The following is a 21,481-nucleotide window of genomic DNA, read 5'->3' on the forward strand; positions in this document are numbered from 1 at the left end:
TGATGAAATTATTTGAACAGATATTTGCGACATTCTATCGTATTTGGTTTTATATAATAATAGCATTTGCTACAATTTTACTTTTTCCTTTTCTTCTAATAAGTATTTTAAAAAGCTCCTGGTATCCATTCTTTTTCAAGGTGGCGCGAGTTTGGTCTATAATAATTATATATGGAATAGGGTGTTATCCGGTTATAAAAAGGGATGTAAAATATCAAAAAGGCAGAAGCTATATGTTTGTTGCAAACCATACCTCAATGACGGATATAATGCTAATGTTTTATACCGCTAAAAATCCGTTTGTATTTGTTGGCAAAAAGGAATTGGCAAAAATTCCTCTGTTTGGGTATATCTATAAACGCACCTGTATTTTGGTTGATCGAGGTAATACTAAAAGTAGGGTGGAAGCTTTTCGCAGAGCAGAAAAAAGACTAAATGAAGGGTTAAGTGTATGTATTTTTCCTGAAGGTGGAGTGCCAGACGACTTGTCTATTATTTTAGATGAGTTTAAAGATGGGGCTTTTAGGTTGTCCATTGAACACAAAATCCCAATTGCCCCTATGACGTTTCATGATAATAAACAGCGGTTTCCATTCTCATTTTTCAAGGGAGGGCCTGGAAAAATGCGCGTAAGAGTTCACAATCTATTCGAAACCGAAAACTTAGAAATGACCGATCGTAAGGAGTTGAAAAACGCAACTCGAGAAGTGATTTTGAATGAGTTGTTGAAGCCTACAGTTTAAACTCAATTTTTTTATAACTCAAAAAAACCATCCTGTGACTAAGAACGGTTTTTTCAATGTTTGATTTTTAATCAAACGCAATCAACTTAAAACTAACTTAAAACTTGAAGCTTATTCCGCTGTATACTCCTAAATAATATGGTTTAAAGTTTACAGAAGAATCGGTATATGGATTGAGCTGGTATTTAAACATAGGCTCAATATTAAAAGTAAATTTCTTAGATAATTTGTAATCTAGTCCTAAACCAATATTAGTTGAAAAGCTTACATCTGAAAGATTATTAGCTTCTCCTAGTACAGTGCTAAAGTTATCTGCTTTTACAGAAATTTCATTATTTCCTAAAACTAAAGTACTCAATCCACCTATCAGGTTTACTCCTAATCGAGTGTCTAATAGTGAGTATTTAAGTTCAACAGGAATTTCATAATAATTTATGTTTTGTATCACTCTAGCGTTTCCTTGAGTAGATTTTAGATTGATGTTTTCAAAACCTCCTAATGGAGCAGAGCTATGAAAAGTTGATTTTGAAACTACAGTCGTTACAATTTGCTTTCCACCATAGTCTACAGTTCTTAGTGCAGATGATACAGGGCCGGTACCTACCAAAATATCGGAAGTGCTATAGCTTAAATCTACATTGTTAAGTCCGGTTCGAACACTTAAGCGGTTGCTCACAGCGTAACTAACTTGTACGCCATAGCTCATGTTTACATCTCCTTTTTGTGGATTGTCTGTAAATGTTGGGTCTATAGAGGATCCGTTACCTAAACTGCTGTAATAAACTGGAGCAACATTTGGTGCTATCTTCCAACGATGTTCAGGTTTTTGTTTCTCTTTCTTTTCTGATTCATCTTCTTCAACATTTTCAGCAATGGCATCGAATATTGATTTTTTAGCTACCGAATCTTGTTTAGTCTCTGCTTCAGCCTTCACTAAGCCGTTTTCTGTATCCGTTGGAATTACTTTCGAGTTTACATCTTTTGATTTGTCAATCTCAACGACTCCTTCATTATTTTTAATAATGATATCCTTTTCGGAATTAATGAATTTATCAGCAGCTTTCTTTTCAGTTTTGTCTAATGTGGTTTTTTCTGATGGATTTTGTGAAGTGGCAATTCCTTCATTCAACTCTTTTGTTGAAATATTCTTAGAACTGTGACTTTCTGAATTAGTTTGCTTTTGAATTGCTTTTTCCTTTTCAGAATTGCTTGAAGCAACTACTATATTAGTAGCTTTTTCTGAAACTCCCTTAATTGTTTTATTTGAAGTCCTTGTTTCACTTTTATCCTTCGAATCAATTATTTCTGAAGAATTTGAATTTTGAGTTGTAATATGTTCAGTAGCTACTTGTGTGTCCTTAGCATTTTGGATATCTGATCCTGATTTAGTGTTCTGAAGATTTTTATTGTTTTGCTCAAAGTTTTCATTGGTGATTTGCTCACCATCTATTATATCAGGAGAATTGTAAAGTGAATTGCCAACAGTTAAAAGTAGAGCAAGTAACGCAGCAACACCGCCAAGCTTTATCCACAACGGAATAACTTTGCGTTCTTTTTTCTCCTTATTGAGCTCCGCTTGAATGTTTTCCCAAACGCGCGGCGAAGGAGTGGCTTCAAGATTATTGAAACCTTCTTTAAAAATGTTGTCTATGTTTTTCTTTTCTTTCATTAGTTTCGCTGACTTTCGGCTTTTAGTTTAAAACTTAACTGTCAGTTTTTTTAATAAACCCCTACCCAATAAAAGCAGGGGATTTATTACTCTAAACAATTCAATAATGCATTAAGTGTTATAGTTTTTAGCATTATACTCTTCAATCTTATTTTTCAATATCATTCTAGCGCGTGCTAGGTTAGATTTAGACGTTCCGTCGCTAATACCTAACATTTCGGCAATCTCTTTATGCTGATAGCCATCTAAAACATACATACTAAAGACCAATCTATATCTGTCTGGCAACTCTTGTACAATTTTCAGCAAAAAATCCAATGGGATTTCGTCGCTATCAATTTCTACTTCTGCCTCATCTTCAATCTGGCCTTCGTCTACAATGTCAAAATTACGCTGTTTCCGGTATTTTTGAAGTACAGTATTTACGGTTACCCGTTTCATCCATCCTTCAAAAGAACCTTTGCCTTTATATTGCTCAACCTTTTTAAAAATGGTTATAAATGCATCTTGCAAATTGTCTTCCGCCTCTGTGTAATTAGGCGAATAGCGAAGACAGATAGCAAATAGGATTCTGTTGTACTTTTCGTACAATTCGCCTTGTGCCTTTGCATTCTGCTTTTTGCATTGTTGTATGAGCTCTTCTAAAGTCAATTGCGGTACCGTGAATTAACATTAAGTTGTAAATACCTCTATATTTTTAGAGGGCAACCGTAAATATTCAAGGTTCCTACGTTGTGTAGATGCCACAGTATCAAAAGGGTTGCGTGGTTCTTTGAAAAATTTATTGATTTAATGCTGCAATGGCGTCTTTAATTTTTACTTCCAATTCTTCCATTAGCTCTGGGTTGTCTAATAAAAGTCTTTTAACTGCGTCACGGCCTTGTCCAAGTTTTGTGTCGTCGTAGCTAAACCAAGAACCTGCTTTTTTAACGATTTCGAAGTCAACTCCAAGGTCGATAATCTCCCCAACTTTAGAAATTCCTTCTCCATACATAATATCAAATTCAGCTTGTTTGAATGGTGGAGCTACTTTGTTTTTAACAACTTTAACTCTGGTTTTATTACCGGTAGCATTACTATCGGTATCCTTAATTTGTGTAGAGCGACGAATGTCTAATCGAACAGAAGCATAGAACTTTAAGGCGTTACCACCTGTTGTAGTTTCAGGGTTTCCAAACATTACACCAATCTTTTCACGCAATTGGTTAATGAATATTACCGTACATTTTGTCTTGCTGATAGAACCTGTAAGTTTTCGTAGTGCTTGGCTCATTAAACGTGCGTGAAGCCCCATTTTACTGTCTCCCATTTCGCCTTCAATTTCACTTTTTGGCGTCAAAGCTGCAACCGAGTCAATAACCACGATATCGATAGCCCCACTTCTAATTAGATTATCGGCAATTTCTAATGCTTGTTCCCCATTATCAGGTTGAGAAATAATAAGGTTTTCAATGTCTACCCCAAGTTTTTCGGCATATACACGATCAAAAGCGTGCTCTGCATCGATAAATGCTGCAATCCCTCCTTTTTTCTGAGCTTCTGCCATTGCGTGAAGCGTTAAAGTAGTTTTACCAGAAGATTCTGGTCCGTAAATTTCAATAACTCTTCCACGTGGATAGCCGCCAACGCCTAAAGCCACATCCAAACCAAGGGAACCTGTTGGGATTACGTCTACATCTTCTACGGCACTATCGCCCATTTTCATTACGGTACCTTTACCGTAAGTTTTGTCAAGTTTATCAAGTGTAAGCTTTAAAGCTTTAAGTTTTGCGTCTTTTTCAGTGCTCATTTTCAATGTGTTTAATGATAGAATTTTAATTAGCTAAGATACTATTTCTTCAGGCGAAGGGCAAAAATAATATGGAATAGGTCGGGGTTTTTGTTAACAAATTTGAAAGCTCGAAGTTTGGCTTTTAAAAACTGAGCTTGCATCAATTTAAATCTTTAAACAATTGTAAGTTAAGTTTTTATGACAACGATTTTACATTTGGCAATCTTTTTAAAAGAGTAAAAGAGGAGGTTGATAGATTGCTTTATTTTATTCGGAATTAATTTTAGAAATTTTTTATAGTAGCAAGTCTGTTTTCAATTTTAAAATAAAAAACACTCCTTATCAGATCTTTAAAGTAGTTGTGGATAGTATTAATTCTTAGCTTTCTTCCGTTTTTTACAAAAACCATTACCTTTGCAGCTTTAAAAATCAATTCTTTTCACCTAAAAATTAGTATAGCATGCAACTGTACAATAAATTAAGTGCTAAAGAAAGGGAAGCACTATTAGAAGAAGCCGGTGAAGAACGGCTTACCCTTTCATTTTACAAATACGCCAAAATTGGCAATCCTCATCTTTTCAGAAATCACCTTTTTGTTACTTGGCATGAACAAGATGTTCTAGGTCGAATTTATGTAGCTCACGAAGGTATAAATGCGCAACTTTCGGTTCCGGCAAAACGTTTTAACGAGTTTAAAGAGTTTTTAGACGGAATAAACTTTCTAAAAGACGTACGGTTAAATATTGCTATTGAACAAGATTTAAAGTCGTTTTTAAAACTGAAAGTAAAAGTTCGCGATAAAATTGTGGCAGACGGATTAAATGATGAAACTTTTGATGTTACCAACAAAGGGGTTCACGTAGACGCTGTTACTTTTAATGAACTTATTGAAGATCCAGATGTAGTTTTGGTCGATATGCGAAACCATTACGAAAGTGAAATAGGGCATTTTAAAAATGCGATTACTCCAGATGTAGATACTTTCCGTGATTCTTTAGATATTATTGAAGAAGATTTAAGAGATCACAAGGAAGATAAAAAACTTGTGATGTACTGCACAGGAGGTATTCGTTGTGAAAAAGCCAGTGCATATTACAAGCACAAAGGTTTTAAAAATGTTTTTCAATTAGAAGGCGGTATTATTGAATATGCTAGACAAGTAGAAAACTTAGGACTAGAAAATAAATTCTTAGGAAAAAACTTCGTTTTCGATCACCGTCGTGGCGAACGAATTACCGATGATATTATAAGCCACTGTCACCAATGTGGAGAACCTTGCGATACGCATACTAACTGTGCGAATCAGGCTTGTCACTTACTGTTTATACAGTGTGAAAAGTGTGCTGTAGCTATGGAAAATTGCTGTTCAGACGATTGTATTGAGATTATTCATTTACCAGAAGAAGAGCAAAAAAGAAGACGTCAAGGAATCCCGAACAGCAATAAAATATTCAAGAAAGGACGCTCGGAGAAGTTGAAGTTTAAAAAATAGATTGATACTAGTTGCTAGATGACAAGTGTAGATTGACAAATTATGTAAGTAAATTCAAGGTTTGTTCTAATTTCATTTAGTTCAAACTAGTTTATTTACAGAGTCCTGTTTCATATCCGTCTTGTCTCGTGACTTTACCAATAAAAAATCATAATTCTGAATTAAGAATTCATGATTTTTTATTGGTATCTTTACCGATTAGCAATTTTGTTTAATTTTTCGTCCCTCTTCATTTAGAACAGGGCTTTATATATAAAAAATATGGGCTGTACCAGCTGTGCCACCGGCGCCAACGGACAGCCAAAGGGATGCAAGAACAATGGTACTTGCGGAACCGATGGCTGTAACAAACTAACGGTGTTTGATTGGCTTTCAAATATGCAACTTCCCGCTAATATGGAACCCTTCAATGCGGTAGAAGTTCGCTTTAAAAACGGTAGAAAAGATTTCTACCAAAATCCAGATAACCTCACACTAAGCATTGGCGATACTGTAGCTACAGAAGCTTCGCCAGGTCACGATATAGGAATGGTAACTTTAACAGGCGAGCTTGTTAGAGTTCAAATGAAAAAGAAACGAGTACCTACCAAAATCGAGGCGCTTCCAAAAATTTATCGCAAGGCAACTCAAAAAGATATAGATATCTGGCAAGAGGTCCGCAACAAGGAGGCAGATGTTCAGAAACGTTCCCGAGAAATAGCTATTCGTTTAGGACTTCAAATGAAGATTAGCGATGTAGAATTTCAAGGAGATGCATCAAAAGTTATATTCTATTATACCGCTGAAGAAAGAGTAGATTTCCGTGAATTAATTAAAGAATTTGCACGAACTTTCAATACCCGTATTGAAATGAAGCAAATTGGTTTTCGCCAAGAGGCTGCGCGTTTAGGGGGTATTGGTAGTTGTGGTCGTGAACTTTGCTGTTCTACATGGCTTACAGATTTCCGTTCGGTAAATACTTCGGCAGCACGTTATCAGCAACTTTCTTTAAACCCTCAAAAACTTGCAGGACAATGTGGAAAGCTTAAATGTTGTTTGAATTACGAATTAGACACCTATTTAGAAGCATTAGAGTCTTTTCCAAGTACTGATACTAAGTTACAAACTGAAAAAGGAACTGCTACTTGCCAAAAAATTGATATTTTTAAAGGCTTGCTTTGGTATGCCTACGAAAAGGATTTCATGAATTGGCACGAGCTTACTGCTGAAAAGGCTAACGAAATTATCGAGCTAAATAAGGCTGGTAAAAAACCATTTGCATTAGAGGAATTCATTATTGAAGCTCCAGTAGCCGAAAAAGAACCGTATAGTAATGTTGTAGGTCAAGACAGTTTAACGCGTTTTGACAAACCAAAACAGAAGCCTAAAAAGCGCAGAAAAAAGATTAAATCTAAGCCTCGTGCAAATGCTGATTCGACCAGTAAACCTGCAGCTGGAGAAAACAAAAACGCTCCAAAAAAGGCTAATACTAAACCTAGAAAAAAGCCTAGTAATAAGCCAGGTAGTAAGCCGGCAAATAAACCTGCTAATACTAATAAACCTACAAATAAGTCAAGTAATAAAGCACCTAATAAGCCAACGAATCAAAATAGAAATAGAAAGTCGTCAAAAAATGAATAAATTAGTAATGATTTTTGTGGCTGCTGTATGTTTCGTTTCTTGCGATTCTAATACGGTATTTAGTGATACAAAAGCAATGGATGGGCATTGGGGTGCTGCTGAAACTGTAGCGTTTACATTGCCAGAATTAGATTCGTTAACAAAATATAATTTATTTTTAAACATCAGAAACACTAACGAATATAAGTACAACAACCTATTTTTAATAGTTTCGATGGAGTTTCCACATGGTAAAACAATTACCGACACTTTAGAGTACCGTATGGCTAATCCCGATGGTTCGTGGATGGGTCACGGTATAGGAAATTTAAAAGAAAATAAATTGTGGTATAAAGAAAACGTACAGTTTGTTGAAGAAGGGTCTTACAAAGTTAACATAGGGCATGCAATGCGCAATAACGGTTCTATTGAAGGCGTTAGCAAACTTGAAGGTATATCAGATGTTGGGTTTAGTATAGAAGCTTCCAAATAGTAAATAAAATATGGCAACAAAAAAGGCATCCGCAAAAGATAAAAAACGCAGTTTAGGGCGTCACATTAGAACCTTTTGGAAGATTTTCGCAGGGTTTATACTACTAATAGTCTTAATGTTTTTAATGGCTTCTTGGGGCGTTTTTGGAAGTCTTCCAGATGAAACAAGCCTAGAAAATCCAGAGAAAAACCTCGCAACTGAAATTATTTCATCCGACGGAAAAACCATTGGAAAATTCTACAAAGAAAACCGTACTCCAGTACCTTACGATTCTTTACCAGACCACTTAATTAACGCATTAATTGCAACTGAAGACGTCCGTTTTTACGATCACTCCGGGATTGATGGTCGCGGAACGTTAAGAGCAATTGCATTTTTAGGCTCTAGAGGTGGAGCAAGTACAATTAGTCAACAGCTAGCAAAACTGTTTTTTACCGAACAGGTATCTCGCAATAAATTCCAAAGAGGACTGCAAAAAGTTAAAGAATGGATAATTGCAACTCGTTTGGAACGCCGTTACACAAAAGAGGAAATTATTACAATGTATTTTAACGAATACGACTTTGTGAATCAGGCTGTTGGTATAGAGTCTGCAGCTAATATTTATTTTGACAAACCGCCATCTCAGCTTTCAACTATTGAATCTGCTACTCTTGTAGGAATGTTCAAAAATGCTTCCCTATATAATCCAATTCGAAATCCAGAAGGTGTTAAAAACCGAAGAAATGTGGTGTTAGCACAAATGGAGAAATACGATTATATTTCAGAAAAAGTAAAAGATTCGCTACAAGCTCTTCCACTGAATATCGAATTTACACCGCAAGGTCACGATGAAGGAAGTGCGACTTATTTCCGTGAATATGCACGTCATTTTATGGAAAATTGGATAAAAGAACATCCAAAGTCGGATGGTAGTAAATACAATATTTACCAAGACGGACTTAAGGTTTATGTTACTATAGATAGTAAAATGCAACTTCACGCCGAAAATGCTGTTAAAACGCATATGGCAAACCTTCAAGCTGTTTTTGATGAACAAAACAAGGGAAACAAAACTGCACCTTTTAGAGATATTACAGAAAAGGAAACCGAAGGGATTTTAAATTCTGCTATGCGTAAAAGTGATCGTTGGCGCGATATGAAAAGACAAGGAAAAGAGGAGGAAGAAATTATAGCAAGCTTTAAAAAAGCAATCCCGATGCGTGTTTTCTCTTGGAAAGGAGACATTGATACAATTATGACTCCATTAGATTCTATTCGCTATCACAAATCATTTTTACAAGCAGCTATGATGTCTATGACACCACAAACTGGTGAAGTAAAAGCGTGGGTAGGAGGAATAGATTACAAACATTACAAATACGATATGGTTAAAAAAGGAAGACGACAGATTGGTTCTACTTTTAAGCCATTTGTTTACGCAACAGCTATAGATCAAATGCATATGTCTCCATGTGATACTTTGCCAAATACTATGTACACAATCCCAGCTGGAAAACACAACCTAATAAAATCTTGGACACCTAAAAACTCTGGAGGTAGTTACGGAGGAATGGTTTCTCTTAAATACGCTCTTGCAAATTCTATCAACACAATTACAGCAAGACTTATTGATAGAGTTGGGCCAGAACCAGTTATCGATCTAGTGAAAAAAATGGGTGCAAATACAGATAATATGCCTGCGGTACCATCAATTGCTTTAGGAACAGCAGATTTATCGGTTTATGAAATGGTTGGAGCTTACAGCACATTTGCAAATGAAGGAGTATATATAGAGCCTATTCTAATTCAAAGAATTGAGGATAAAAATGGAACAGTTCTTTATCAAAATGTTCCAAAAACGAGAGATGTTATAAGTGACGAAACTGCGTATGTTACAACTAGTTTAATGGAAGGAGTAACGCAATCAGGAACTGGTACTCGATTAAGAGGAAATTGGGCTGTTAATTCACCTTTTTACAAAGAGGTTATGACAGGATATCCATACGATTTTAAAAATCCTATTGCCGGTAAAACGGGAACTACACAAAACAACAGTGATGGTTGGTTTATGGGAATGGTTCCAAATCTTGTTACAGGAGTTTGGGTAGGAGGAGATGATAGAGCTACGCATTTCAGAAGCACTAGATACGGACAAGGAGCAACAATGGCACTCCCAATTTGGGGAATGTATATGAAGAGTTGCTATGCCGATAAAGATTTAGATGTGTCTACTGAAAACTTTAAGCGTCCAAGTAATCTTTCTATTGAAACTAACTGTGCAGTGTGGAGAGATAGAGATGCTGATAAGGAAGAAATTCCAGATGAGTTTGATTTTTAATTAAAAATCTAATAATCATAAAAACTAAATTTTAGACTATTTACTGATATCAAAAGAGCTGTTTTTCTATTGAATTAGCAGTTAGGTGTTTATTAGGTCTTTGTAGAATTGTCCTGAATACTCAGACAAATTTTGTAATTTTCAGAAAAATTTTAAAAATGATAAATAAGACAGTAGCAAACGTTCGAGAAGCTTGTGAAGGCATTGAAGACGGAATGACTTTTATGCTCGGAGGCTTTGGTCTTTGTGGTATTCCTGAAAACATAATCAACGAATTGGTTAGACGAAACATTCAAGGTGTTACTTGTATTTCAAATAATGCAGGTGTAGATGATTTTGGTCTAGGTCTTTTGCTTAAAAAGCACCAAATAAAGAAAATGATTTCTTCTTATGTAGGAGAAAACGCCGAGTTTGAACGCCAAATGCTAAGTGGTGAAATGGAGGTAGAGCTTGTTCCTCAAGGAACGCTAGCACAAAGATGTGAAGCTGCTCGAACTGGTATTCCAGCCTTTTTTACTCCTGCAGGTTACGGAACCGAAGTGGCTGAAGGTAAAGAAACCCGTGAATTTAACGGAAAAATGCACATAATGGAGAGAGCTTTTGAAGCTGATTTCTCATTTGTAAAGGCTTGGAAAGGCGATGAAGCTGGAAATCTTATTTTTAAAGGTACAGCAAGAAACTTTAACCCTGCCATGTGTGGTGCTGGAAAAATTACAGTAGCTGAAGTAGAAGAACTTGTTCCTGCTGGTGAATTAGACCCGAATCAAGTTCATATTCCTGGAATTTTTGTTCAGCGAATTTTTCAAGGTGAGAAATATGAAAAACGCATTGAGCAACTTACAGTGCGTAAAAAATAAGTAATTGGAATCTTAGCGTTTTCAGAGATGAAATATTAGACCATAAAGAATCAGAGAACGCAGAGGAAAAATAATTATGTCAGGTTGAGCCCTTCGGCATCGCTCAGGATAAACCAAGGTGGAAACCTACTTCAAATTAACAATATTGAGATGTTAGATAAAAACCAAATAGCACAACGAATAGCAAAAGAAGTTAAGGACGGATACTACGTTAACTTAGGAATAGGAATTCCAACTTTAGTTGCGAATTTTGTGCGTGACGATATTAGTGTAGAATTCCAAAGTGAAAATGGAATTCTAGGAATGGGACCATTCCCTTATGAAGGGGAAGAAGACCCAGATTTAATTAATGCCGGTAAACAAACTATTACAGCCCTTCCCGGAGCTTCCTTCTTCGACTCTGCAATGAGTTTTGGTATGATACGTGGCCAACACGTAGATTTAACTATTTTGGGAGCAATGGAAGTATCTCAAAACGGTGATATTGCCAACTGGAAAATTCCGGGTAAAATGGTAAAAGGAATGGGAGGCGCAATGGATTTAGTTGCCTCAGCCGAAAATATTATTGTAGCAATGATGCATACGAATCGCGCTGGCGAATCGAAATTGCTAAAGGAATGTACTCTACCGCTTACTGGAGTTGCTTGTGTAAAGAAGATTGTGAGTAATCTTGCAGTAATGGAAATCAGGGATGGTAAGTTTCACCTTTTAGAACGTGCACCTGGTGTTTCTGTTGAAGAAATTCAACAAGCAACGGAAGGTGATTTAGTAGTTGAAGGTGACATTCCTGAAATGAAATTTTAAAACAATTCTCCTCTTTTTCTATATAAAAACCCTATTCTTTAATTAGAATGGGGTTTTTAAATATATAGCTAAATCCCTTTAGGAATCGCTTGAATAAGCTTTTTTGAATATTCGGTCTGCGGGTTTTCGTAAATTTCGTCGGCATCTCCTAGTTCTTCTATTTTTCCTTTATTCATCACTAAAAGTTGATCCGACATGTATTTTACCACCGCCAAATCGTGCGATATAAAAATATATGTGAAGCCATAATCGTTCTTCAGTTCGTTCAAGAGATTAAGAACTTGTGCCTGCACAGATATATCTAGAGCAGAAACCGATTCGTCGCAAATAACAAGTTTTGGCTCAACTATTACTGTTCGAGCAATTCCAACACGTTGTCGTTGCCCCCCTGATAGCTCGTGCGGATAACGGTAAAAGTATGTCTCATCCAAACCTACTCTATCTAGTAGCGATATAACGCGCTCTCTTCTTTCTTTTTTATTTTTCCCTAAACCGTGAACTTCCATGGGCTCCATCAAAGCTTCGCCTATCATTAAACGAGGGTTTAAAGAGGAAAATGGATCCTGAAAAATGATTTGAATTTCTTTTCTCAGATTTCTAATATCAGTTTTTGAAAGCGTTGTAAGTTCCTTTCCGCGATATTTTATACTTCCAGCCGTTGCTTTTTCAAGCTGAAGAATTGTTTTTCCCAAAGTAGATTTTCCACAACCCGATTCGCCTACAAGCCCTAAAGTTTCTCCTTCAAAAACCGAAAAACTAACGTTATCTACTGCTTTTACAACTTCTGTTTTGGCAAAAAGCCCCACATTGCTGAAATAGTATTTTTCAAGGTTTACGATTTCTAAAATAGGGGACTGAGTGTATATCTGCTTATGTTTTTTAGCGCGTTCGGTCGCTTTTATTTCTCTAGGCTTAAAACTTTTATCAGCAATAGAAGCAATGGTTGGCAATTCTGCTAAACGCATATTTAATGATGGTCGCGACGCCAATAATGCTTTGGTATATTCGTTTTGAGGATTTTTAAAAATCTCTTCGGTAGTGGCACTCTCAACGATATTCCCCTTATACATTACCAAAACTCTATCTGCAATTTCTGAAACCAAACTTAAATCGTGCGAAATAAATAGCATAGCCATTTTAGTTTCTTTCTGAATTGATTTTAGAAGCGAAATAATTTCTTTCTGTACCGTAACATCAAGTGCTGTTGTTGGCTCGTCTGCTATGAGTAATTTAGGTTTACAAGCAATAGCCATGGCAATCATAACTCGCTGCATTTGTCCACCGCTTATTTGATGCGGATAACTGTTGTAAATTTCGTTGGGACGTGGCAGTTTCACTTTTTCAAAAAGAGAAATGGTTTCTTTTTTGGCTTCAGAAGCATTCATATTTAAGTGAAGCATGAGTATTTCAGAAACTTGAAAACCGCATTTCAATGAAGGGTTAAGCGCACTCATAGGCTCTTGAAAAATCATTGCGATTTCGCTACCGCGGATTTTTCTAAATTTCTTTTCTTCGTACTTCAATAAATCGTTTCCTTGGAAAAGGATTTCTCCCGATAAGTTGGCTTGCTTTTTTGGCAATAACCCCATAAGTGCTAAAGATGTAACCGATTTACCAGAACCAGATTCGCCTACAATCCCTAAAATTTCGTTTTCAAATACATCAAAAGATATAGTATGTAAAACCTCAGTTTTCTTTTTCTTGCCCCCAAAGGAAAGAACAAGATCTTTAATCGATATTAATGGGGTGTTTTCCATAGTATCAAAGATAGAACTTAAGTTAAAATTGACTGGGTAGTTTTAATTCAAAAATTTAAAAAGATGATGAGACAAGCGGAAAAAGAAAATAATTGCTTTATTTTGAGAATCTCTAAAGAAAATCAAACGACATGAAAAAAATATTTATAGCCTTATTTGCAGTTGTTTTATTTACGTCTTGCTCTTCTGATGATGATAGTAATTCAGCAGAAACGTCGATAGTAGGTTCTTGGTCCCTAACTGAAATGAATGTGGCGATTCCTGTAGACTTAAACAACGACGGATCTTTTAATCGAAATCTAATTAACGAAATTCCATGTATAGCGGGAACGAGTAACTTTTCTGCTAATAATGATTTCTCACAATCGTTTAGTGTGATAACACAAGAGGAAATAAACGGAGAAATTGTTTTTGGATGCCAAGGCACCGAAAGAAATGAAGGCACTTATGAAATTGTGGGAGACCAAATTAAGTTTACCATAGAAGGCCCAGAGCCAATAACAGAAACTTTTGACTATACGCTAAATGACAATACGCTAAAAATCATAATGCCAACAGACGATTATGGCACTTTAGAAATGATTTCGCAAAGAGATTGACATAAACTGATGAAAATTCAAAGGGCATTTCTTAAGAAACGCCCTTTGTTTTACTTCAGTATTTAATTTTTTTTGCATTTTAGCCTTTAGGTGTTTAATGCGCTTCTAGCCAATTTTCTCCTACTCCCAAATCCACATCTAAAGGAACGGTAAGCTTGTAAGCGTTTTCCATCTCGTGTTTTACCATTGCCTTTAACTTTTCTAACTCAGGTTTATAAACATCAAAAACCAATTCATCATGAACCTGAAGTAGCATTTTGCTTTGATAATTCTCTTCTTCAAGCTTGTTGTAAATATTAATCATGGCAAGCTTGATGATATCTGCTGCACTACCTTGAATTGGAGCGTTTACAGCGTTTCTTTCAGCCGCACCTCTTACTACTTGGTTACTGCCATTAATATCCTTTAAATAGCGTCTACGGCCTAAAACGGTTTGCACATATCCGTGCTCCCGTGCGAAGTCTATTTGAGAACTGATGTAATTTCTAAGTTTTGGGTAGGTTTTGTAGTAGGTGTCTATTAGTTCTTTGGCTTCAGTTCTAGAGAGATCGGTTTGGTTGCTTAATCCAAAAGCCGAAACCCCGTAGATAATCCCGAAGTTTACAGTTTTAGCATTGCTTCGCTGTTCACGGGTAACTTCTTCTAAAGGCACATTAAAGACTTTTGCAGCCGTAGAAGCGTGAATGTCTTCTCCGTTTTTAAAAGCATCTATCATGTTATCTTCTTCGCTTAAAGCAGCGATAACGCGAAGTTCAATTTGCGAATAATCCGCAGCCATTAAAACATAGTCTTTATTTTTTGGGACAAATGCTTTTCGAACTTGACGTCCGCGCTCTGTTCTAATAGGAATGTTTTGAAGGTTTGGATTATTACTACTCAATCGCCCAGTTGCTGCGACGGTTTGCATATAATCGGTATGTACACGACCTGTGGTTGGTTCTATCTGCGCAGGTAAAGCATCAACATAGGTGCTTTTTAACTTAGCTAAGCCGCGATATTCTAACACATCTCGGATGATTTTATGGTCTTTTGCTAAGTATGAAAGCACATCTTCTGAAGTAGAATATTGACCGGTCTTGGTTTTTTTCGGTTTGTCGATAAGCTTCATTTTTCCAAAAAGAATCTCTCCCAACTGCTTTGGAGAAGCAATGTTGAATGTTTCTCCAGCTTCTTCGTAAATATTCTTTTCTAATTGAAGTATATCGCTATCTAAAGCCTCTGATAAACTGTTTAAAAAGTCTTTATCGAGATTAATACCTTCCAATTCCATCGCGGCCAATACACGTAATAGAGGCACCTCAATTTCATCAAAAAGTTTTTGAGTGTTTGCTTCGCCTAATTCTTTTTCAAAATGCTCTTTAAGTTGTAAGGTAATATCGGCATCTTCTACTGCATATTCGGTTTGTTGAACAATATCAACATCGCGCATACTGCGTTGATTCTTACCTTTTTTACCGATTAATTCGGTTATGGAAACAGGAGTATAGTTGAGGTAGGTTTCGCTCAATACGTCCATATTATGGCGCATATCTGGATTGATAAGATAATGCGCAAGCATGGTATCAAATAGTTTCCCTTTTACAGCTATATCGTATTTAGCTAAAACCTTAATATCGTATTTTAAGTTTTGTCCTATTTTCTCAATTGATTCATCTTCAAAGAAGGGACGTAAACCTTCTAGGATCTGTTGTGTTTCTTCGCGGTTTTCTGGGAACGGAATGTAAAAACCTTTTCCTTTTTCCCAAGAGAAAGCAATACCAACGAGTTCTGCTTCGAGCGGATTTAAACTTGTAGTTTCTGTGTCAAAACACACACTTTTCTGCTTCATTAAATTTTGAAAAAACAACTTTGCGCCCATACCAGGTTGAACGGTTTGGTAGAAGTGTTCGGTATTTTCAATAGTTGCCCGTGTATTAAAATCTTTTGCATTTGCTGCTGCCTCTCCATCGCCTCCAAAAAGTGAAAATTGGCCTTGACCAGCACTTTGGCTGCGTTCAGCTACTTTTGATGTTTTTTGCTTTGTAGTAGGAGCGTTGTTTTCTGCATCTTTTGGTTCACGGCTTGTGCCATTAGAAGCCATAGCTTCTACAGAGAAAGATTTTAGGAAATTATCTTTAAGTCTTCTGAACTCTAATTCGTCAAATATTTCTAATACCTTTTCTGTATCAGGAGGACAAACTTCAAAATCTTCTTCATTAAATTCTACAGGAACATCCAGCATAATAGTTGCCAGTTGTTTACTGAGTAAACCAATTTCGCGATTAGCTTCTACCTTCTCCTTCATTTTACCTTTAAGCTTATCGGTATTGTCTAGTAGGGCTTCCATTGAGCCAAATTCCTTTATGAATTTTTTCGCTGTTTTTTCACCTACGCCTGGAAGTCCCGGGATGTTATCGCTACTGTCCCCCATCATTCCTAAGAAGTCTATAACCTGAAGCGGATCTTCTACTTCAAACTTTTTTTGAACTTCTGGAATTCCCCAAGTTTCATAACCTCCACCAAAAACAGGGCGGTACATAAATATATTTTCGGAAACCAATTGTGCAAAATCCTTATCTGGAGTTACCATATAGGTGGTATAACCCTCTTTTTCAGCTTTTTTAGCCAAGGTCCCAATTACATCATCTGCTTCAAAGCCTTCTTTTACCATTACTGGGATTTTCATGGCCTCAAGTATGCTATAGATATATGGAATTGCAAAACGTATTGCATCTGGAGTTTCGTCTCTATTCGCTTTGTATTCCGGAAACATTTCGTTTCGAGCTTCGCTGCCGCCTTTATCAAAGCAAACCGCAAGATGGTCTGGACGTTCTCTTTTTACTACGTCTATTAGTGAATTCATAAATCCCATAATAGCCGAAGTGTTTTGACCTTTGCTATTAATTTGTGGATTTTTTATAAATGCGAAATACCCTCTAAAAATAAGAGCGTAGGCATCAACAAGGAAAAGGCGTTTTTTTGGTTCTTGCATCATTATAATTTATTGTCTTCCTGAGCGCAGCCGAAAGATTTATGAAGTTGATGTCCTTATCGTTCTCGACTGCGCTCGAACAGACATTTTTCTGTTTCTTCAAAAATAAAAGAAGTATTTGGAAATTAGCTTGTATTAGGGTAAAATAAAGATGTTCCAAGAATCTGATAAAATAGATGCTTTAATTTTTTTAGCTATTTTTAATTTTAGAATTTACAACTATAGTGAGACATTGGCGCTAATGGAGTTGTTTAGGTTCCAAAAACCTTTTAAAACAATAAATTATGAAAACAATTATAGTTTTTCTTTTTACGAGCCTAGTTTATGTTTCATCAAACGCTCAAGATCCCCATCTTTTTGAAAATACCTGGTATTTAGAAAATGTAATTATTGACGGAGAAAACAATTACCCAATAAATTCAACCTTTGATGGCGAAATGAATTTTCAGGCAGACTTTATTTCTTTAGGTCATAGTTATTGTGAATCTGGCATTTCTGGAAATGTTATTTATACTGGTTCAAATCAGTTTAATTTAAGTGAAGTTATAGCTTTAGTTGAAACTTGTGAAGATCCAGATGTTTTACAATTTATAAGTAAGCATTATTCTGTCTACGTAGATAATAATCTTATTGCGAAGAATCCATTAGATTATTATATAGTTTTTCTCGGGGATTCTAAAACGCTAATTATTACCAACCCAGAAGGAAAACAAGCTATTTATAACAGTGGACCCTTAGGAGTTCAAGCTTTTGAAAACGCTATGTTTTCTATATATCCAAACCCGGTTAATGAAGTTTTGGTTTTAAATGGCACAAAAAACATAAGCAATCTTAAAACCCAAATTTATTCAACAGAAGGAAAAATTTTAAACACGCAGCATATAGATTTTAATAAGCAAACAACAATTAATGTTTCCAATCTTTCCAGCGGTATTTATTTTTTGAATATTGAAGATGAAAGCGGGAGAGTAGAGGTGAAAAAGTTTGTAAAACAATAAATAGTTCTCGACTGCGCTCGAACGGACATTTTTCTGTTTCTTCAAAAATAAAAGAAGTATTTGGAAAATTTGAGTTATTATAAAATAATTCAACTAATGGGTAGTTGTAAAGAAATTTATAAAACAATAAATAGGTCTTCAGACAGCTATTGCCTGAGTTACCCTTGACAGTATCCATAAAAAAAAGAGGCTGAATTAATTCAGCCTCTTTCTGTATAAAATATTTCTAAAAGCTTATGCTAATGAAACTCTTTTAAAGCCTACAACTTCAACATCGCCATACGTTTTTACGTAATCTGCAACGCTTTTCTTTTCGTCTTTAATAAAGTTTTGGTCAAGCAATGCTTTTTCATGGTCTAACGTAGTATTATCACTAATAAAACGCTCTAGTTTTCCAGGAAGTATTCTGTCCCAGATTTGTTCTGGTTTACCTTCAGCTTTTAATTCTGCTTTTGCATCTTCTTCAGCTTGTGCTAAAACTTCTGGAGTTAATTGTGCTCTAGAGATGTATTTAGGCACATTTTTTTGTGGCTTACCTAGACGGCCTAATTCGATATTATCTTTTTCGATAACAGCAATTCTAGCTTCAGTTTCTGATGCGATGAATTCTGGATCAAAATCTTTGTAAGAAAGCGTAGTTGCACCCATAGATGCTACCTGCATAGAAACATCTTTTGCTAGCTCTTCTGCGTTGTCAACAGCTTTTGAAAGACCTGTTAGAGCAGCGATTTTGTTTACGTGTACATAAGAACCTACGAATGGCGCTTCAAGAATTTCGAAACCACCGATTTCTATTTTCTCACCAATAACACCAGTTTGCTCAGTTAATTTTTCAGCAATTGTGATACCTTCAAAATCTGCAGCTAAAAACTCCTCTTTAGAAGAAGTGTTTAATGCAACTTCAGCCATTTTGTTTGCCATTTCTACGAATGAATCGTTTTTAGCAACAAAGTCGGTTTCACAGTTTAATGAAATGGCAACACCTTTTGTGTTGTCGCTGTTTACTTTTACGGTTGCCACACCTTCGCTTGAATCGCGATCTGCTCTTTTTTCAGCAATTTTCTGTCCTTTTTTTCTAAGGATAGAAATTGCTTCTTCCATATTTCCTTCTGCCTCAACTAATGCCTTTTTACAGTCCATCATTCCGGCTCCAGTTGTTTGTCTTAGCTTATTTACTTCAGCGGCTGTGATTTTTGCCATTTTCTTAAATTTTTTAGGTTTAATATTAAAAAAGTCGTTCAATTAATTTTCAACAAAGAAAAGAACCAAACGACTTTTAAATTTTAAAATATTGTTATTATTCTTCTTCGTTTAGAACTTCTTTTTTCGATTTCTGACGTACAGGCTGCTTAGCCTCTTTCATAGCTTTTACGTCTTCTTCGTCTGTTGAAGGAACTTCAACTTTTGCTTTTTTAGCAGGTTTAGAATCTTTAGAAGATTTTGCTTTTTTAGCCATTCCTTCTTCGTCATCTTCTTTTCCAGATTTTCTTTCAGAAAGTCCTTCAATGATAGCTTCAGAAACAAAACTCATAATGCTTTCAATAGATTTTGAAGCATCATCGTTAGATGGGATTACGTAATCAATAACGCGAGGGTCACTGTTAGTATCCACCATTGCGAAAATAGGAATGTTTAATTTTAAAGCTTCAGCAACTGCAATGTGTTCACGAGTTGTATCTACAACAAAAAGTGCTGCAGGAAGACGGCTCATATCAGAAATAGAACCTAAGTTTTTCTCTAATTTAGCACGAAGACGATCTACTGCCAAACGCTCTTTCTTAGAAAGTGTGTTGAAAGTACCATCTTGCTTCATTCTGTCGATAGAAGACATTTTTTTAACAGCCTTACGGATAGTTACAAAGTTTGTAAGCATACCACCTGGCCATCTTTCTGTGATGTAAGGCATGTTTGCCGCTTTTGCTTTTTCAGCAACGATGTCTTTTGCTTGTTTTTTAGTAGCTACAAAAAGGATTTTGCGACCACTAGCTGCGATTTTTTTAAGAGCTTCACTAGCTTCTTCAATTTTTGCAGCGGTTTTGTAAAGGTTGATGATGTGAATCCCGTTGCGTTCCATATAGATATACGGCGCCATGTTTGGGTTCCATTTGCGGGTAAGGTGTCCAAAGTGTACACCAGCTTCAAGTAAGTCTTTTACTTCTACTTTTTTTGCCATTTTGTTTTAGTTTACGTTCTGTGAAAGGATAGCAACCTCTTCTAAATATGAATTTGGTTTAGATGCTAAACTAACACCCGGTTTTCGGGTTAACAGCTTTAATAATTAATAATGATTATGAACTTTTCAACTTTAATTGGGTATCCCATTTGAGATACCCAATCGAGTTGAGTAATAATTTTGTCAACATACGCTCAAAACTAAGGTTGCTGAGTACTTCGGCAACACTCAGTACAAGCTTTGTCGAAATATTAACGTTTCGAGAATTGGAATTTCTTACGAGCTTTCTTCTGTCCGAATTTCTTACGCTCTACCATTCTTGGGTCTCTTGTTAATAAACCTTCTGGTTTTAAGATTCCACGGTTTTCGTCGTTTAACGTACACATTGCGCGAGAAATAGCAAGACGAATAGCTTCTGCTTGTCCTGTAATTCCACCACCAAATACATTTACGTTGATATCGAAAGTGTTTTCGTTGTCTGTAAGTACTAAAGGTTGTTTAACTTTATACTGAAGCGTTCCAGTAGTAAAGTATTTATCCAACTCACGCTTGTTGATAGTAATGTTTCCTTTTCCTTCTTTAAGGTACACACGTGCAACAGCGGTTTTTCTTCTGCCTATTTTGTGAATTGTCTCCATTACTTGTTGTCGTTAAAGTTAATAGTTCGAGGTTTTTGTGCATCCTGTCCGTGATTTGCATCTGCATACACTTTAAGGTTTCTGAACAAATCTGCGCCCAATTTATTTTTTGGAAGCATTCCTTTTACAGCTTTTTCAACAAGCCTTGTAGGGTCTTTTTTGTACATTTCGGCAGCAGTTAAGCTACGTTGTCCACCAGGATAGCCTGTGTGGCGAATGTAGGTCTTGTCGGCCCATTTGTTACCAGTAAGGTTTATGTTACTAGCGTTAATAATAATTACGTTGTCACCGCAATCTACGTGAGGGGTGAAACTTGGTTTGTGCTTACCGCGAAGTAATTTAGCAACTTCGCTTGCAAGACGACCCAATGTTTGCCCGTCCGCATCTACTAGCAACCATTCTTTTACAACGGTATTCTTGTTAGCAGATACTGTTTTGTAACTTAATGTATCCATTAGTTTTTTGTCAATCGTTAATAATTCATTGTTTCCTCATCTTAAAACAAAACGTATTTTGCCTAAGAGGGGTGCAAATGTAGTGTTATTTATTTGAAAAGCAATGGGGTGGCGATTAATTTTTCTTCGGAAAAGATAAGTT

General features: G+C 36.0%; 18 protein-coding genes. 9 read left to right on the plus strand and 9 right to left on the minus strand.

Features of this window, described 5'->3' with window-relative positions; translation table 11 throughout:
- The first annotated feature begins 2 nt into the window (after window positions 1-2).
- Complete coding sequence (locus G3A46_RS02375; RefSeq protein WP_165145748.1) at window positions 3-743, plus strand: 1-acyl-sn-glycerol-3-phosphate acyltransferase; 741 nt, start codon at window positions 3-5, stop codon at window positions 741-743.
- 97 nt (window positions 744-840) lie between these two features.
- On the opposite strand, the gene G3A46_RS02380 is transcribed toward G3A46_RS02375, so the two are convergent.
- The 3 genes from G3A46_RS02380 to recA all read right to left on the minus strand — a co-directional run bounded on the left by G3A46_RS02380 (window position 841) and on the right by recA (window position 4,201).
- Entirely contained in the window at window positions 841-2,412 is a 1,572-nt protein-coding gene (locus G3A46_RS02380; protein ID WP_165145751.1) for an outer membrane beta-barrel protein, read from the minus strand.
- Between the two features lie 111 nt (window positions 2,413-2,523).
- Window positions 2,524-3,063, minus strand: a complete 540-nt coding sequence (locus tag G3A46_RS02385; protein ID WP_165145754.1) for a sigma-70 family RNA polymerase sigma factor — start codon at window positions 3,061-3,063, stop codon at window positions 2,524-2,526.
- A 130-nt stretch (window positions 3,064-3,193) separates the two neighbouring features.
- Window positions 3,194-4,201, minus strand: a complete 1,008-nt coding sequence (gene recA / locus G3A46_RS02390) for a recombinase RecA (protein WP_139854281.1) — start codon at window positions 4,199-4,201, stop codon at window positions 3,194-3,196.
- 442 nt (window positions 4,202-4,643) lie between these two features.
- Here recA and G3A46_RS02395 point away from each other — a divergent pair, with 442 nt between their 5' ends.
- The 6 genes from G3A46_RS02395 to G3A46_RS02420 all read left to right on the plus strand — a co-directional run bounded on the left by G3A46_RS02395 (window position 4,644) and on the right by G3A46_RS02420 (window position 11,748).
- Entirely contained in the window at window positions 4,644-5,675 is a 1,032-nt protein-coding gene (locus G3A46_RS02395) for a rhodanese-related sulfurtransferase (protein ID WP_165145757.1), read from the plus strand.
- 261 nt (window positions 5,676-5,936) lie between these two features.
- Window positions 5,937-7,295: a regulatory iron-sulfur-containing complex subunit RicT gene (ricT, locus tag G3A46_RS02400; RefSeq protein ID WP_165145760.1), complete on the plus strand. Its 1,359-nt coding sequence runs from the start codon at window positions 5,937-5,939 to the stop codon at window positions 7,293-7,295.
- Window positions 7,288-7,767, plus strand: coding sequence for a gliding motility lipoprotein GldH (locus G3A46_RS02405; protein ID WP_165145763.1), 480 nt, complete (start codon window positions 7,288-7,290; stop codon window positions 7,765-7,767). Before ricT ends, G3A46_RS02405 begins: the two co-directional genes overlap by 8 nt.
- A 10-nt stretch (window positions 7,768-7,777) precedes the next feature.
- Window positions 7,778-10,087, plus strand: a complete 2,310-nt coding sequence (locus G3A46_RS02410) for a PBP1A family penicillin-binding protein (RefSeq protein ID WP_165145766.1) — start codon at window positions 7,778-7,780, stop codon at window positions 10,085-10,087.
- Between the two features lie 158 nt (window positions 10,088-10,245).
- Window positions 10,246-10,944, plus strand: coding sequence for a CoA transferase subunit A (locus G3A46_RS02415; protein ID WP_139854286.1), 699 nt, complete (start codon window positions 10,246-10,248; stop codon window positions 10,942-10,944).
- 150 nt (window positions 10,945-11,094) lie between these two features.
- Window positions 11,095-11,748, plus strand: a complete 654-nt coding sequence (locus G3A46_RS02420) for a CoA transferase subunit B (RefSeq protein WP_165147569.1) — start codon at window positions 11,095-11,097, stop codon at window positions 11,746-11,748.
- A 68-nt stretch (window positions 11,749-11,816) separates the two neighbouring features.
- On the opposite strand, the gene G3A46_RS02425 is transcribed toward G3A46_RS02420, so the two are convergent.
- Window positions 11,817-13,505, minus strand: a complete 1,689-nt coding sequence (locus G3A46_RS02425) for an ABC transporter ATP-binding protein (protein WP_165145769.1) — start codon at window positions 13,503-13,505, stop codon at window positions 11,817-11,819.
- Window positions 13,506-13,636: 131 nt separating this feature from the next.
- On the opposite strand from G3A46_RS02425, the gene G3A46_RS02430 reads away from it, so the two are divergent.
- Window positions 13,637-14,104: a lipocalin family protein gene (locus G3A46_RS02430; protein ID WP_165145772.1), complete on the plus strand. Its 468-nt coding sequence runs from the start codon at window positions 13,637-13,639 to the stop codon at window positions 14,102-14,104.
- 94 nt (window positions 14,105-14,198) lie between these two features.
- Here G3A46_RS02430 and polA read toward each other — a convergent pair whose 3' ends face one another.
- Window positions 14,199-17,078, minus strand: coding sequence for a DNA polymerase I (polA, locus tag G3A46_RS02435; protein ID WP_241836852.1), 2,880 nt, complete (start codon window positions 17,076-17,078; stop codon window positions 14,199-14,201).
- Window positions 17,079-17,359: 281 nt separating this feature from the next.
- On the opposite strand from polA, the gene G3A46_RS02440 reads away from it, so the two are divergent.
- Window positions 17,360-18,073, plus strand: a complete 714-nt coding sequence (locus G3A46_RS02440) for a T9SS type A sorting domain-containing protein (RefSeq protein WP_165145775.1) — start codon at window positions 17,360-17,362, stop codon at window positions 18,071-18,073.
- Between the two features lie 234 nt (window positions 18,074-18,307).
- Here G3A46_RS02440 and tsf read toward each other — a convergent pair whose 3' ends face one another.
- The 4 genes from tsf to rplM form a co-directional block, all read right to left on the minus strand.
- Window positions 18,308-19,273: a translation elongation factor Ts gene (gene tsf / locus G3A46_RS02445; protein ID WP_139854292.1), complete on the minus strand. Its 966-nt coding sequence runs from the start codon at window positions 19,271-19,273 to the stop codon at window positions 18,308-18,310.
- Window positions 19,274-19,370: 97 nt separating this feature from the next.
- Window positions 19,371-20,246 carry a 30S ribosomal protein S2 gene (gene rpsB / locus G3A46_RS02450; RefSeq protein WP_165145778.1) on the minus strand — a complete coding sequence of 292 codons (876 nt, stop codon included), beginning with the start codon at window positions 20,244-20,246 and terminating at the stop codon, window positions 19,371-19,373.
- A gap of 251 nt (window positions 20,247-20,497) precedes the next feature.
- Entirely contained in the window at window positions 20,498-20,884 is a 387-nt protein-coding gene (gene rpsI / locus G3A46_RS02455) for a 30S ribosomal protein S9 (protein WP_139854294.1), read from the minus strand.
- On the minus strand, window positions 20,884-21,339 hold the full coding sequence (rplM, locus tag G3A46_RS02460; protein WP_139854295.1) for a 50S ribosomal protein L13: 456 nt from the start codon (window positions 21,337-21,339) through the stop codon (window positions 20,884-20,886). The genes rpsI and rplM overlap by 1 nt, the downstream gene beginning before the upstream one ends.
- Window positions 21,340-21,481 lie beyond the last annotated feature (142 nt).

Origin of the sequence: Aequorivita sp. KMM 9714 (assembly GCF_011065475.1) — a bacterium.
GTDB lineage: Bacteria > Bacteroidota > Bacteroidia > Flavobacteriales > Flavobacteriaceae > Aequorivita > Aequorivita sinensis.